The organism is Acidiphilium rubrum (genome assembly GCF_900156265.1).
Classification (GTDB): Bacteria; Pseudomonadota; Alphaproteobacteria; order Acetobacterales; family Acetobacteraceae; genus Acidiphilium; species Acidiphilium rubrum.
On the sequence record NZ_FTNE01000001.1, the window covers coordinates 14,402 to 29,546 of the forward strand.

General features: G+C 64.1%; 14 protein-coding genes. 13 read left to right on the top strand and 1 reads right to left on the bottom strand.

What is annotated here, in order from left to right; translation table 11 throughout:
• Positions 1 to 116: 116 nt before the first annotated feature.
• Entirely contained in the window at positions 117 to 2,039 is a 1,923-nt protein-coding gene (locus tag BW994_RS00070) for a sigma-54-dependent Fis family transcriptional regulator (protein WP_081849201.1), read from the bottom strand.
• A 309-nt stretch (positions 2,040 to 2,348) separates the two neighbouring features.
• On the opposite strand from BW994_RS00070, the gene adh reads away from it, so the two are divergent.
• From adh to coxB, 13 genes are all read left to right on the top strand, one after another.
• Positions 2,349 to 3,881 (top strand): aldehyde dehydrogenase, encoded by a 1,533-nt coding sequence (gene adh, locus BW994_RS00075; RefSeq protein WP_029313539.1) that lies wholly within the window; start codon positions 2,349 to 2,351, stop codon positions 3,879 to 3,881.
• Between the two features lies 1 nt (position 3,882).
• On the top strand, positions 3,883 to 4,278 hold the full coding sequence (locus BW994_RS00080; protein WP_029313538.1) for a DUF779 domain-containing protein: 396 nt from the start codon (positions 3,883 to 3,885) through the stop codon (positions 4,276 to 4,278).
• Between the two features lie 73 nt (positions 4,279 to 4,351).
• The gene (locus BW994_RS00085) at positions 4,352 to 6,064 is read left to right on the top strand and encodes a PQQ-dependent dehydrogenase, methanol/ethanol family (RefSeq protein WP_029313536.1); all 1,713 of its coding nucleotides are present in this window, start codon (positions 4,352 to 4,354) and stop codon (positions 6,062 to 6,064) included.
• Positions 6,057 to 6,842, top strand: a complete 786-nt coding sequence (locus BW994_RS00090) for a hypothetical protein (protein WP_029313534.1) — start codon at positions 6,057 to 6,059, stop codon at positions 6,840 to 6,842. The genes BW994_RS00085 and BW994_RS00090 overlap by 8 nt, the downstream gene beginning before the upstream one ends.
• A 167-nt stretch (positions 6,843 to 7,009) precedes the next feature.
• Entirely contained in the window at positions 7,010 to 7,411 is a 402-nt protein-coding gene (locus tag BW994_RS00095; protein ID WP_029313532.1) for a c-type cytochrome, read from the top strand.
• Positions 7,412 to 7,664: 253 nt separating this feature from the next.
• Entirely contained in the window at positions 7,665 to 8,129 is a 465-nt protein-coding gene (gene speD, locus BW994_RS00100; RefSeq protein WP_029313531.1) for an adenosylmethionine decarboxylase, read from the top strand.
• Between the two features lie 70 nt (positions 8,130 to 8,199).
• A complete protein-coding gene (speE, locus tag BW994_RS00105; protein WP_029313529.1) occupies positions 8,200 to 9,063 on the top strand; it encodes a polyamine aminopropyltransferase in 864 nt (287 codons plus the stop codon).
• Between the two features lie 105 nt (positions 9,064 to 9,168).
• Positions 9,169 to 11,106, top strand: coding sequence for a phospholipase C (locus BW994_RS00110; RefSeq protein WP_051657597.1), 1,938 nt, complete (start codon positions 9,169 to 9,171; stop codon positions 11,104 to 11,106).
• A 119-nt stretch (positions 11,107 to 11,225) separates the two neighbouring features.
• On the top strand, positions 11,226 to 12,008 hold the full coding sequence (locus BW994_RS00115) for a HesA/MoeB/ThiF family protein (protein ID WP_029313525.1): 783 nt from the start codon (positions 11,226 to 11,228) through the stop codon (positions 12,006 to 12,008).
• Positions 12,001 to 12,525, top strand: a complete 525-nt coding sequence (locus BW994_RS00120) for an SH3 domain-containing protein (protein ID WP_029313523.1) — start codon at positions 12,001 to 12,003, stop codon at positions 12,523 to 12,525. Before BW994_RS00115 ends, BW994_RS00120 begins: the two co-directional genes overlap by 8 nt.
• Positions 12,526 to 12,627: 102 nt before the next feature.
• On the top strand, positions 12,628 to 13,170 hold the full coding sequence (locus BW994_RS00125; protein ID WP_029313521.1) for a GcrA family cell cycle regulator: 543 nt from the start codon (positions 12,628 to 12,630) through the stop codon (positions 13,168 to 13,170).
• 155 nt (positions 13,171 to 13,325) lie between these two features.
• Complete coding sequence (locus BW994_RS00130) at positions 13,326 to 14,006, top strand: class I SAM-dependent methyltransferase (protein ID WP_029313519.1); 681 nt, start codon at positions 13,326 to 13,328, stop codon at positions 14,004 to 14,006.
• 189 nt (positions 14,007 to 14,195) lie between these two features.
• On the top strand, positions 14,196 to 15,134 hold the full coding sequence (coxB, locus tag BW994_RS00135; RefSeq protein WP_029313517.1) for a cytochrome c oxidase subunit II: 939 nt from the start codon (positions 14,196 to 14,198) through the stop codon (positions 15,132 to 15,134).
• Positions 15,135 to 15,145: the final 11 nt, after the last annotated feature.

Here is a 15,145-nt window from a genome sequence, read left to right on the forward strand (position 1 = left end):
AGGCAGCGCCCTCCCCTTGCCTAAAACTAGCGGGTTCTAAGGGCTCCGCCCTTAGTGGGGGTCGAGGGGGCAAAGCCCCCCGCCTTCCTTCCTTATCCCGTCCCACCCCACCAGCATCAGTCTCCAGGCTGCAAGGCCGCGAGCCGGCGGTACAGGGTGTTGCGGCTGATGCCGAGGCGGCGGGCGGCGGCGCTCATGTTGCCGGCGGCTTGTTCGATGGCGTGCAGAATGACCTGGTCGGCGGCGGTGCGGAGCGATTGTTGGTTGTCGGTGCGGGTTGGGGGCGGGGAGGGGGGTGTGGTTTGGCGGCGCAGGTCGGCGGCGATGTCATCGGGCAGGTGGTGCCAATCGAGTTCGGTATCGCGTTCATCGCAGAGCGAGGTGGCGATGCGCAGCAGGCTGGCGAGTTCGCGGATATTGCCGGGCCAGGTGTAGGTTTGCAGGGCGGTGAGCAGCGGATCGGCGATGCGGCGGGGCGTGGTTTTGACAGGGTCGCGGGCGAGGATGGCGGTCATCAGGGCTACGAGGTCGGTCCGATCACGCAGCGGGGGCAGCGCGATGCACAGCCCGTTGAGCCGGTAGTATAGGTCCGAGCGGAAGCGGCCTTGGGCGATATCGGCCTTGAGGTCGCGATTGGTCGCGCTGATCAGCGCGAAATCGACCGCCACGGGCCGTCCACCCAGCGGTGCCACGGTCCGATCTTCCAGCACCCGCAGCAGGCGGCTTTGGAGTGATGCCGGCATGTCACCGATTTCATCGAGAAACAGCGTGCCGCCGGCGGCTTCGCGAATGCGCCCGAGCGCGCCCTCGCGCTTGGCCCCTGTGAAGGCGCCGGGCGCGTAGCCGAACAATTCCGCCTCGATCAGATGTTCCGGCAGTGCGGCGCAGTTGACCGCGACGAAGGCCTCACCCCGGCGCGGCCCGGCGGCGTGGATGGCCTGGGCCATCACATCCTTGCCCGCACCGGTTTCGCCGCGCAGCAGGATCGGGATGGGTTTACCCAGCACCCGGCGGATCTGCCCGATCGCGCGGGACATCGCGGCATCGCCGGTATCGAGTGCGGCGAGCGCATCGGCCGGCCAGGCAGGCGTGGTCGGGCGGGGTGGGCTGATGCGCGGAATTTCGAGCCGCACGTACAGGCGCGAGCCATCGCGGCGGCAGATTTCCACCGGTTCGCCGCCGCGCTGGCGATCGCGCGCGAGCAGGTCGGAGAATCGCCCGTCGATCTGATCGGCGATGCTGGCGCGCCCCATATCGACCCGGCGCAGACCGAGCAGGTCGGTAGCCGGGCGGTTGGCGCCGAGGATGAGCCCATCCGGGCTGATCGCCAGCACCCCTTCGACCACGGTGCCGACCGCCTGCAGCGCGGTGTGAAACCGCAGCTTGATGTCGCGCACGTGGTTGATCTCGAACATCCGATTCTCGATCATCTGGGCGGCGGCGCGCACCAGGCCGAAGGTGTGCGGGTGATAAATCCGGTGATCGCACGAAATATCGAGCACGCCGAGCAGGCTGCCGTCCGAGGCGGCGAGCGGGGCGGCCGCGCAGGCGAGAAACCCGTTGCGATCCAGGAAGTGTTCAGGCCCGTGGATCACCACGGGTGCCGCCTCGATCAGCGCGGTGCCGACCGCGTTGGTGCCACGGTCGGCCTCGGCCCAGCAGGCGCCGGGTTGCAGCGCGACGCGGGCGGCCCGATCGCTGAATCCGGGGTCGCCCACCGCATCGAGCAGAAACCCGTTCTGGTCGGACAGCAGGATGATGCAGCCGGAATCGCGGATCTGGGCGTGCAGGTAATCGATGATCGGGCGTGCCCGCGTGGTCAAATCACCCTGGCGCTCCACCGCCTCGTGCAATTCCCGCCCGCCGAGGTGCCTTGCGTCGATGCACGGCCGTTCAGGCGATAACCCGGCGGAGACGCAGCGCGTCCATGAGCGTGTCAACAGCGGCGGCAACCCGGTAACCGCGCCGCTGGTCGCAAGATTGCGTCGTGCCGTCGCAAGATCGGCCGTCGCGGCAGGATGACTGGCATGAGCCCGCATTTTACTGTGCTTCTCTTTCGTTCCACCCGTAATGCTGGCGACCCTTGAGCCGGGTCCGTTATCGCAGCCAGCATTAGGCGCGCTCACCACCCCTGACAACAAAAACCGTCGCGCTGCCCAATACTGTCCCGTTTCAGGACAATGTCCCGGAACGGGACGTCCCGACCCTGTGCCGGACCCGGCGTTTTCGGGCCGAACCCGCCCGGCACGCTGTGTTCACCTGCTGGCACGAGACTTGCGATGCAGCGGTCAACCAAATCAAGCGCATGTCGCCATGGTGGCGGCGGCGCACCCAACGGAGGACCGACCATGCCCGACGGCTCATTGCGCCCCACCCCCGGCACCGCGCCCGGCGGTTTCGCGTTCAAACCCCGCTACGAGAATTTTATCGGCGGCAAATTCACCCCGCCCCTGAGCGGCCGCTATTTCGACAACGTCACCCCGGTCACCGGCCAGGTCTTCACCGAGGTCGCCCGTTCCGACGAGGCCGACATCAACGCCGCCCTCGATGCCGCGCACGCCGCCGCCGATGCCTGGGGCCGCACCTCGACCACCGAGCGCGCCAACATGCTCAACCGCATCGCCGATGTGATGGAGCAGAACCTCGCTTTGCTCGCCTATGTCGAAACCATCGACAACGGCAAGCCGATCCGCGAAACCACCGCGGCCGACATTCCCCTCGCGATCGACCATTTCCGCTATTTCGCCGGCTGCATCCGCGCCCAGGAAGGTGCGCTGTCGCAGATCGACGATACCACGGTCGCCTATCATTTCCACGAACCGCTCGGCGTGGTCGGCCAGATCATCCCCTGGAATTTCCCGATCCTGATGGCGGTCTGGAAACTCGCCCCGGCACTGGCCGCCGGCAATTGCGTCGTCCTCAAGCCGGCCGAGCAGACCCCGGTGAGCATCCTGGTGCTCGCCGAACTGATCGCCGACATCCTGCCCCCCGGCGTGCTCAACGTGGTCAACGGCTTCGGCCTCGAAGCCGGCAAGCCGCTCGCCTCCTCCAAGCGGATCGCGAAAATCGCCTTCACCGGCGAGACCACCACCGGCCGCTTGATCATGCAGTACGCCAGCCACAACCTCATCCCGGTCACGCTGGAACTCGGCGGCAAATCGCCCAACATCTTCTTCGCCGACGTGTGCGACGCCGATGACGCCTTCTTCGACAAGGCGCTGGAAGGCTTCGCGATGTTCGCCCTCAACCAGGGTGAGGTCTGCACCTGTCCCTCCCGCGCGCTCATTCAGGAAAGCATCTACGACCGCTTCATGGAGCGTGCGCTCGCCCGCGTGAAGGCGATCAAGCAGGGCAGCCCGCTTGATCCCTCGACCATGATCGGCGCCCAGGCCTCGACCGAGCAGGTCGATAAAATCCTGTCCTATTTCGACATCGGCCGTCAGGAAGGTGCCGAAGTGCTCACCGGCGGCGGCCGTGGCACCCATGGCGGCGAATTGTCGGAAGGCTTCTACATCGAGCCCACCATTTTCCGCGGCAACAACAAGATGCGCGTGTTCCAGGAAGAAATCTTCGGCCCGGTGGTCTCGGTGACCACGTTCAAGGACGAAGCCGAAGCCCTCGAAATCGCCAATGACACGCTCTACGGCCTCGGTTCCGGTGTCTGGACCCGCAACGGCAACCGCGCCTACCAGTTCGGCCGCAACATCAAGGCCGGCCGGGTCTGGACCAATTGCTACCATCTGTATCCCGCCCATTCGGCGTTCGGCGGCTACAAGCAATCCGGCATCGGGCGCGAGAATCACAAAATGATGCTCGATCATTACCAGCAGACCAAAAACATGCTGGTCAGCTACAGCCCCAACAAGCTCGGGTTCTTCTGACATGCACCGTGCCGCGCCCGATGCGTCGATCGAGCGGGTGGTCGCCACACCGGCGGCCCTCGCCCTGATCGCCCAACTCGAAGCGCGGCACGGCCCCGTGCTGTTCCACCAGTCGGGCGGTTGCTGCGATGGCTCATCACCGATGTGCTACCCCCAGGACGATTTCCTGATCGGGCCGGACGATGTCTGCCTCGGGGCCATCGGCGGCGTGCGCTTCTTCATGAGCGAATCGCAGTTCGAATACTGGCGCCACACGCAGATCATCATCGATGTCGTCGCCGGCATGGGCGGCATGTTCTCGCTGGAAAACGGCACCGGCCAGCGCTTTCTGACACGCTCACGGGTGTTTTCCGACGAGGAGGCGGCACGGCTGAAGGCAGACGAACCAACCGGTTGACTTGTTTCGGTTTATGCCCAAACAATTTGACTGTTAACCACTAATCAAAAAACGACCTATCGGAGGACTGACAATGAAGCTCAAGAAAACCACACTCACATCCTGCGTGCTCGGCAGCGCCCTGCTCGCGCTCGCCATCCCCGGCATCGGCCACGCCATGCCATCCTATCCCCCGGTGACCCAGTCCCGGCTTGACAACGCCGCCTCGTCGCCGGGCTGGCTGATGTTCAACCGCGACTACGCGGGCGACGATTACGCCCCCTATTCCGCCATCAACACCAGCAATGTCGCCTCGCTGAAACCGGTCTGGACCTCGCCCAAGGTCAACATCCCGCACGGTTTCGAAAACGTGCCGATCATCAACGGCGACTATATGTTCGTCACCACCCCGCTCGACCATCTCATGGCGTTCGACGCCAAGACCGGCAAGCTGCTGTGGAAATACACCTACAAGCTGGCGGGCGACGCGACCAAGACGATCTGCTGCGACGTCAATAACCGCGGCGTCGCCGTCTATGACGACATGGTCTACATGGCCACGATCGACAATCACGTCGTCGCGTTCGACGCCAAGACCGGCAAGGTTGCCTGGAACTCAGCCCTCTACAAGCCCGGCGTCGGCTACTCGATCGACGAAGCCCCGCTGATCGTAGACGGCAAGGTGGTGGTCGGCGTCGGCGGCGGCGAATACGGCGCGCGCGGTTTCATCGCGGCGCTCGATGCCAAGACCGGCAAGCTCGCCTGGAAACTCCACACCATTCCCTCGCCCAGCGAACCCGGCGGCAAAACCTGGCCGGCCGGCGCCTACAAGCACGGCGGCGGCAGCCCGTGGATGACCGGCACCTACGATCCCTCGACCAAAACCCTGTTCTGGGGCGTCGGCAACCCCGGCCCGTGGCTCGCCTCGACCCGCCCCGGCCATAACCTCTATTCCGACAGCCTGCTGGCGATCGACCCGTCCACCGGCAAGATCAAATGGCACTACCAGTACACCCGCAACGACACCTGGGATTACGATGGCGTCAACACACCGACGCTGAGCAACGTCACCTACAAGGGCAAGCCCTACAAAGCGATCGTGGAAGCCAACCGCAACGGCTATTTCTACGCGATCAACCGCGAAGACGGCAAACTGATCTACGCCAAGCCCTTCGTGCACGATACCTCGATCACCGGCATCAGCGCCGGCGGTCATGCCATCAACAACACCGCGAATCAGCCCGGCCTCGATAAACAGATCACCACCTGCCCCAGCTTCCTCGGCGGCAAGAATTGGTGGGCCGCCGCGGTCGATCCCAAGACCAACATGGCCTACGTGCCCACGCTGCACGCCTGCATGACCATGAAGGGCGTCCCCACCAGCTACGCCGCCGGCCTGCCCTACCTGGGCGAAACCTTCCAGATGATCCCCGACCCGACCTCGCCCGATCTCGGCTCGGTCCAGGCGATCGATCTGTCCACCGGCAAGCAGGTCTGGGAATACAAGACCAAGGCGCCCTGGAACGGCGGCATGACGGCAACCGGCGGCGGCCTCGTGTTCAGCGGCGGCACCGACGGCAAGCTCTACGGGTTCGATGCCAAGACCGGCAAAATCCTGTGGACCAGCGCCAATCTCGGCTCACCGATCATCGCCGCACCGGTCTCCTACGAGGTCGATGGCAAGCAGTACGTCGCGGTCTGGTCAGGCTGGGGTGGCGTCTGGCCGCTCTGGTCGGGCAAGCTCGGCGCGCCGCTGACCAAGGCGCCCACCGGTGGCCAGCTGCACGTCTTTGCCCTGAATGGTTGACGTCACACCCAACACCCCGCCGCAGCCGCGGCGGGGTCTCGTCTGGTCCGGCGTTGCCATGGTGATGGCAACGCTCACCGCCTCGGCCAGTGCAGCGACCACCAGTTTCTGCATCGACAAAGGCAATCCGTTCTTCAACATCGACCACGCCGTCGCCACCGCGGTCGCCCACGCCGAACACACATCGGCTCATTTCACCGTGATCGACACCAGGGTCGGCGCCGATGCCCTCAACGCACAAAAAGGCATCTTCTTCGCCAAACTCGCGACACGCTGCGATCTCGTGATGGGTTTCCCGGTCGAAACCGGCTACCCGACGGTCCCGTCCGGCGTCATGGCGACCAACCCCTACGCCGCCACCGGCTTCGTCCTCGCCGCCCCCGGCAGCACCGCGCCCAGCTTCGCGAGCCTCGCACCGCACACCAGGGTCGGCATCACCTATCTCACCGTGCCCAGCACATATTTCGACCACGGCCACGGTGCCACGCTCGAAGCCCATGAATACTCGACGCCCGGCTCCCTCTACCGCGCGCTCGAAGCAAAAGACGTCGCGGTCGCCCTGATGTGGCAGCCCTGGCTGGTCAACCACCTCGCGCACACCCACGCCAAGGTCGCCCAGCACGCCCTCAGCCTGCCGCACGCGCAATGGCAGATCGTCGCCCTCTACAGCACAGCGCACGCCGCGTCAGGCAAATCGTTCGATCACGCGTTGCAGCATTTGGTGGCGCATCGGCAACTGGCTTCACTGGTCGCGCCTTACCGTGTGCCGGCCAAGTAAAAAGACTTCTTTTTTTGAAAAAAAAGAAGCAAAAAAACTTTGAACTCATTGAGCCCACGCCAGTGAAACCGCCCATGCCCCAAATTAAAAAAAGTTTTTTGCTTCTTTTTTTCAAAAAAGAAGCCTTCCCTTAACCTTACCTAACCTTCCCAACCAAGGACCACCCCATGAAACGCCTCGTACTCCTCGCCGCCAGCCTGACCCTCACCGGCATCGCTACGGCTGCCACACCCCCGGCCATCTACACCGCCGCCCAGGCGACCGCCGGCCACGCCGATTTCGAAACCCATTGCTCGATGTGCCACGGCAAAAACCTCCAGGGCATCGCCGGCCCCACCCTGATCGGTCAGAGCTTCGCCAGCAAATCGAACAACTACACCGTCGCCGCGATTTTCGATGAATTATCGCAACAAATGCCGGCCGGCGCCCCCGCCAGCCTGACCAACACCCAATATGCCGACATCATGGCCTTCATCCTCTCGAAAAACGGCTACCCCGCCGGCACCACGCCACTCACCTTCGAAGGCGCGCAGAGTTCGACCGTCAAACTGATCTCCCAGGTCAAATAGAAAACCCGCACCGCCCCTGCCGCGCCGGTTCAGCGCGCGGCAGGCGACCCCCAACCAGCCAATCCGGCAGTGCGCGCCCCGCCATACCCCCACCGCATTCCCCCCGTGCGGCAGGGGGGCGGAATTTCACACAACAATCCCCGAAAAGCCCTTGCGTCTCCAGGGATTTATGCGCATATCGCGCTCTCTTTGGCCCCGGGGGGCGCGGCGCGGTGCTGCGTTCTACAGGCTGTCACTGGTTTGGGGGTTCGCAATGAACGCACTTGCCCGACTGGGGATGGTCTCGGATTTTCCGAGCGAAAACCAGACGTTTGCGCACGACACGGTCGATCAAGTCGCCGTGCCGAAGGATTATTTCGTAGAACGTGACGGCGTGAAATTCGCTGGTACGCATCTGCTCATCGATTTGTGGGGGGCCAGCAATCTCGACGATCCCGCCCTGATCGATGTCACACTGCGTAACGGCGCCCTGGCCGCCGGGGCGACCATTCTGCACAGCCACTTCCACCATTTCACGCCGAACGGCGGCGTGTCGGGCGTGGTCGTGCTCGCGGAAAGCCACATCTCGATCCACACCTGGCCCGAACGCGGTTTCGCCGCGGTCGACATCTTCATGTGCGGCGAATGCGATCCCTACAAGGCGATCGACTTCCTCCGCGCCACCTTCTCGCCGAGCGACGTGCAAGTGGGTGAACAGCGCCGCGGGCTGACCACCTGATTTCATCCGGCTGAAACCGACACACCGCCCTATCGCATGGTAGGGCGGTGTTTTCGTATGGAGTGAACAAATGACCGACATGTGGGTGAACGAAACCCTCTACCCCTACTGGGGCCAGCGCTTCCGCGTCACGCGCGAACTTGCACGCACCAAAAGCGACTTCCAGGACATCGCGATCGTCGAAACCGAATTCCACGGCCGCGTCATGCTGCTAGACGGCGTGGTGCAAATCACCGAGTCCGATGAATTCGTCTACCAGGAAATGCTCGCCCACGTGCCGCTTCTGGCCCATGGCGATGCGAAATCCGTCCTGATCATCGGCGCCGGCGACGGCGGCGTGCTCAAGCGCGTGCTGATGCACAAATCGGTCGCCAAAGCCGTCATGGTCGAAATCGACGGCGAGGTGATCCGCCTCTCGAAGGAGTTCCTCCCCGCCATCGGCGGCGATGCCTGGACCGACAAGCGCGCCGATGTCATCGTCGGCGACGGTATCGACTACGTCAAACGCGCGCCGGATGCGAGCTTCGATGTCATCATCGTCGATTCGACCGACCCGATCGGCGTCGGCGAAGTCCTGTTCACCGATGAGTTCTATCAAAACTGCGCCCGCATCCTGACCGATCGCGGCCTCATCGTGAACCAGTGCGGCGTCCCCTTCATGCAGGCCGACGAACTGCGCGAAACCTCCGCCCGCCGCGGCAATTTCTTCCCCCACGTCACCGCCTACATCGCCGCCGTCCCCACCTATGTCGGCGGCTACATGACGCTGGGATGGGCCGGCAAGGACGCGGCCCTCACCACACTGTCGATCGAAACGATCACCGAACGCGCAAAATCCGCCGGCATCCTGGGCACCACGAGCTACTGGTCGCCCCAAATCCACGTCGCCGCCTTCTGGCTGCCGCCCTATATCGCGAAGCATCTGCCAGCCTGAGCCGGATCGACCCACCCGGCCATCGCGTCATAAAAGATTCATGATCAGGGGCTTTTTTCGCCGGCCCGGTTCGGTCATGGCTAACGCGATAATCAGGAGGGTTTGATGCGCCTACGCGACCGGTTGATTTCGACAGTGTTGGCCTCCGGCATGGTGATGCCGGGTTTTGCCACGGCCGGCGTGACCGCGCCGATCCCCACCGCGGCACGACCCTACGTGGTCGCCGCCGGTCATGAGCCGCATGTGTCGGCGGCGCAGATGGCCTCACTGCTCCGCCACCACATCAAATACGTGTTCGTGCTGTATCAGGAAAATCGCTCATTCGATTCCTATTTCGGCACCTATCCGGGGGCGGATGGGCTGTATTCGCAACCTGCCGCACAGACGCCAGGTTTGACGCAAAAGATCATCGGCGTCTCCGGCAAGGTCGAGACGATCCAGCCCTTCACGATCGGACCGGCCCAGTTCGCGGCCGACACGGACGACATCGATCATTCCCACCCCATCATGTTCGCGAAAATGCATATCGTGAACGGCCACGCCGAAATGAATCATTTCGCACTGGGCGAAGAGCGGAAATACTGGAAATCCGGCCCGACCCCCTCGCTCAAGGCCAAGCAGATGGGCGAACTCGCGATGGCGCACGAGGATTGCAACACCATCCCCATCCTATGGCGCTACGCCGACCGCTTCGTGCTGATGGATCACATGTTCCAGGACATGGTCGGACCCTCGACGCCGGGTAATCTCTCGATCTTCGCGGCCCAGACCGGGCTGACGCAATGGGCCTTGCATCCGAACGAGGCATGGAAGCAGGTGAACAAGCCGGGCGACCCGGTCGATTCCGATATCGACCCGCTCTGGGGCTCGCGCGAAGACCCGTTCCAGCACAAGATGGTACCCTACAACCCGCGCGACTACGCGCACGATGGGCCGGGCAAGGTGCAGCTCAACCAGACCTACGCAACCGTGGCCCTGACCACCGCGGGCAACACCATCAAGGCCAAGACCAGCCACGACCTCGACCCCAAGCCCGACCTCGCGGACGTCGCCAAGGACATCTCCTTCATCCAGCGGCTCGACCGGCACAAAGTGGCGTGGCGCTGGTTCGAGGAAGGCTTCTCCAGCCTGCCGGCAGCCAATAATCTCGGCCCGAAGGACGCCGATGGTGTGCACGCCTCCTACATCACCCATCACAACGGCCCGCAATACTTCGGCTATATCGCGAATAACCCGAAAATGACCGCCGATATGGGCGGGCTGCGCGCGTTCTTCAGCGCGGTCAAAGGCGGCACCCTGCCGGCGGAAGGCGGCGTGTTCTACGTCAAAGGCGGCTACCGCAACGGCTTCGGCTTGAAACCGACCGACCCCAACGCCGCCGTGCAAAAGAAGTTCCTCGGCGATGACGATCACCCCGGCTACTCCGATGCACAGATCAGCGAGGCCATGCTGGCGCGCGCGGTCAACACCATCGCGTCGAGCAAATACTGGGCGCATGCGGCCATCATCATCACCTGGGATGATTCGGAAGGCGATTACGACCATGTTCCGCCGCCGGAACTCGCGACCGCGCCGGATGGCACGGTCCTGAGCGATGGGCCGCGCGTGCCGTTCCTGGTGATCTCACCCTACGCCAAGGTGCACGCGATTTCGCACGCCGTCGGCAACCAGGCCTCGGTGGTCAAGTTCGTCGATGCCGTGTTCAACCTGCCGCCCCTGGCCACGCTGCCGGATGAACAAAAGGGCCGCGCGATCGGCCGGAAACAATTCCACCAGACATATATGGGACCGTTCGATGCCGAAACGCCGGATGTGACCAATCTGGTCTCCGCCTTCGATCCCGCCCGGCTCGAGGGCAAGGCCAAACCGCTGCCGGCATCCTACGCCATGGTGCCCGACAGTTGGACGACCGCGCTGCCGGCCACGACGGGCGCGGATTGCAAAATGATCGGCCTGGTCCCGACCAATGTGCAATTGCATATCCCCAATGTCATCCCGCCGGGGTTCAATGCTCGGCCAAAGACCAATCCTGGGGTGGGGTGAGGGCAGGGGAGGGAAGCGCTCCTTTTTTGTAAAAAAGGAGCAAAAAACTTTTCGACTGTGGTTGGCGGGGGTTGGGCTGCCCTCTTGATCGATCCTGCGGGTGGTGCGATTCGAGCGCCATGGATCTGAATTTCTCGGAAGCCGAAATCGCCCGCTACTCGCGCCACATCCTCCTGCGCGAAGTGGGCGGCACCGGTCAGGCCCGGCTGCGGGCGACATCCGTGCTGATCATCGGCGCCGGCGGCCTCGGCAGTCCGGCGGCGCTGTATCTTGCAGCCGCCGGCATCGGCCGCATCGGCATCGTCGATCACGACGTGCTGGAACTCTCCAACCTCCAGCGCCAGATCGCGCACACCATGGCCGGCATCGGGCGCGCCAAGGTGGCCAGCGCGGCGGCGGCGATGCGGGCGATCAACCCGGACATCATCGTCACCCCGATCGAGGCGCGGGTCGACGCGGCAAGCACCAACGCGCTGATCGCCGATTACGACATCGTGCTCGACGGTACCGATAATTTCGAAACACGGTTCCTGGTCGCCGATGCCTGCGTGCAGGCGCGCAAAACACTGGTCTCGGCGGCGGTCCTGCGGTTCGAAGGCCAGATTTCCACCTTCAAGCCGCACGCCGGAGCCGACTTGCCGTGCTACCGCTGCCTCTACCCCGAAGCGCCCCCCGCCGGCATGGTGCCAAGCTGTTCCGAAGCCGGCGTGCTCGGCCCGGTCACCGGCGTCATGGGCACCCTCCAGGCGGTGGAGGCGATGAAGGAAAGCCTCGGCATCGGCACCGGTCTCGCCGGCCGCCTGTTGCTGTGGGACGCGCTGGACATGCGCTTCCGCATGATCGCCGTGCCACGCGACCCCGATTGTCCGGTATGTGGATTTTCCGGCCCGTCCCATGCGTAACGCCCGCGCCGCGATCCTGCCGATCCTGGTCCTGACCCTGGCAGCCTGGCACGCGCCGAACCCCGGTTCTGGCCCCGGCCCCGCCAAAGGCAGCGCAACCGGCTGGCCGGTGCCGCGCTTCGAGAGTTTCCGGTCCGATCAAATCTATATGCGCGCCGGCCCCGGCTTTCAGTACCCGATCGTCTGGGTCTATCACCGGTTCGACCTGCCGGTGGAAATCACCGGCGAGTTCAACGTCTGGCGCCACGTCGTCGCCCCGGATGGCGGCACCGGCTGGGTGCACGAAGCCCTGCTGCACGGCGTGCGCAGCTTCATCGTCACCGGCGGCCGCCACACCATGCGCACAGCACCCGACCCCACGGCGGCACCGGTCGCCTATCTCGACAAAGGCGTGATCGGCATGATCACCGCCTGCCAGCCGGACGCCACCTGGTGCGCGGTCGAAGCCGGCCATCGGCGCGGCTATCTGCCGCGCGCCGATTTCTGGGGCAGTTTCGCCGGCGAGGCGATAAAATAATCCGACTTGTCCACAGAAAACTGCCTCCATCCCCTTAACAATATGTTGAGTAGGATTGGTTGATAGACTACTCTATATTGTATCAACCATGAGGACATGGCGATGGATTGGACAGACGACGCGATCATACGGCTTCGGAGTTTGTGGGACGAGGGCTTGTCCACCGCCGAGATCGGCCGGCGCCTGGGCATCTCGAAAAATGCCGTCGTCGGCAAGGCGCACCGGCTCGACCTGCCGGCCCGGCCCTCACCGATCCGGCGCGATCCCGCAACGCTGAGCGCGCCGCGCGAGCCGGCACCGCGCCGGGTCTCCGGCCCGACGCTGCCATCGCTGGCCGAGCCATCAGCCGCGCCGGTCATCCCGGCGCCACCCGCGGCCGTCACGCCGAAACCCGAGGTCTTGCCGGTCGCCGCGGTCACCGCCCCGCCAGTCAACCGCCCGGCCCGCCCCTCGCTGGTGGCCGCCATGACCGCCCCCATCCGCCTGGCACCCCGTGCGCCGGCCTGCTGCTGGCCGATCGGCGAGCCGGGTACCGCGACCTTCCGCTTCTGCGGCGATCCGGCGTTGAACAACAAGCCCTATTGTGGCCCCCACGCCGACATCGCCTATGTTCGCGTGCGCGATCGGCGTGAGGATGTGGCCTGAGATAGGTCCGATGTTCGCATGCCCTACTTGCATGCGAGCCCCGCATCCCCCACAACAAGCAGCGTAGTTACGAAAATGTGACGTCTCTGCTGGCGGCTGAATTTCGGGGAGCCGATCAGGCAGGGCTCGGGGACTGACAGGAGCACCGTGCGTTCATGAGCGAAACTTTCAAGACGGCTTCGGCCGATCCGCTTGCGGCGCGCGGTAGTTTGGACGCCGATGCCGTTCGCGCCGCCTATCGCCGCTGGGCTGGCGTTTACGATGCAGTGTTCGGCGCCATCTCCGCCCCCGCCCGCCGCGCCGCTGTTGCAGCGGTCAACCAGGCGCAAGGCACGGATGTGCTGGAAGTCGGGGTTGGCACCGGCCTTGCGCTGCCACTGTACCTACGCGAAAAACGCATCACGGGCATCGATCTTTCAGCCGAAATGCTCGATCGCGCCCGCATCCGCGTGCGCCAGCAAAACCTCACCAATGTCGATCATCTGCTCGAACTCGATGCCGAGGATACCGGCTTTGAAACCGGCCGGTTCGATATCGCGGTCGCCATGTTCGTCGCCTCGGTCGTGCCCAACCCGCGCAAATTGGCCGAGGAACTGCGCCGCGTGGTGCGGCCCGGCGGCACGATCCTGTTCGTCAACCATTTCGCCGCCGATGGCGGGCCGGTCGCCTGGGTCGAACGCGCCATGGCGCCGGCCTCGCGCGCGCTGGGCTGGCACCCGGATTTCGCGATCGACCGGCTGATCGCGCCGGACGAAGCGGTCGGCCTGACTGCCCGCCCGATGCGCCCGTTCGGCCTGTTCCGCCTGGTCTCGATGGTGAACGCCGCACCGGCCTGACGCCGCGTTGCCAGCAACCACGTCGCCGCGCGGTCACGCCTTGATCCTGTCGGCACGGTGATATATCAACATTTGCGAATGCGCGTGGCGTTTATGTAACCCGCGTGTTAGTCTCAGGAAACCGACCCTATAAATGGACCCTATCGGCCGAGGCGAGCCCGGCCCGCAGCAACGGAATTGGCGGAATTGATGAAGCAATCGACTAAATATGGTCTCCTTGCCCTGGGCCTGATCGCCGCCGCCGCTGCTGCGCACCCCGCGCTTGCCGCTACGTTTCCCAAAAACAGCGCCGGCTTCCCGATCCACGCACCGCAACCCTGGGAATGGTGGTTCCAGCCGGCCTCCAGCCCGATCCAGAAGAGCATCGACTGGATGATGCAGTTCGTGCTGTGGATCATGTTCGGTGTCGTGCTGCTGGTCGCGGGATTGCTGGCTTACATCGTCGTCAAGTTCCGTGCCTCGGTTCACCCGGTCCCCTCGACCACGACGCACAACACGTTGATCGAAGTGATATGGACCGTCGCACCGGCCCTGCTGCTGATCGTGATTTTCGTCCCCTCGCTCAACATGATCTTTCAGCAATCGGACTATAAACATCCGTACATGACGGTGAAAGTCACCGGCCATCAATGGTATTGGGAATATCAATATCTCGGCGCCAAGGGGGTCGATTTCACCTCCTACCCGATCCCGCCCAACCAGTTGAAGCCCGGCGAAATCAAGCAATTGTCGGTCGATCACCCGCTGGTGGTCCCGGCCAACCAGAAAATCGTGTTCCAGATCACCAGCGGCGACGTGCTGCACTCGTTCTTCATCCCCTCGCTCGGCGTCCAGCGCTACGCGATTCCCGGGCAATACTGGCATCAATGGACCAAGATCGACGCGCCGGGCATCTATTACGGCGAGTGCAACCAGATCTGCGGCATGAACCACGATAATATGCCGATCGAGATTGTTGCCCTGCCAATGGCGCAATTCCAGGCCTGGCTCACCGAAGCCAAGGCCGATGCCGCGCAGGGCGACGTCCCGCCGGTCCACAAATACGAAGTCCTGGCCGAGGCCGCAGCCGCAAAAGCCGCATCGATCGCGCAGCCGCACCTTGCGCTCGCCAGCAACGCATCGAATTGAGAGTTCTATGA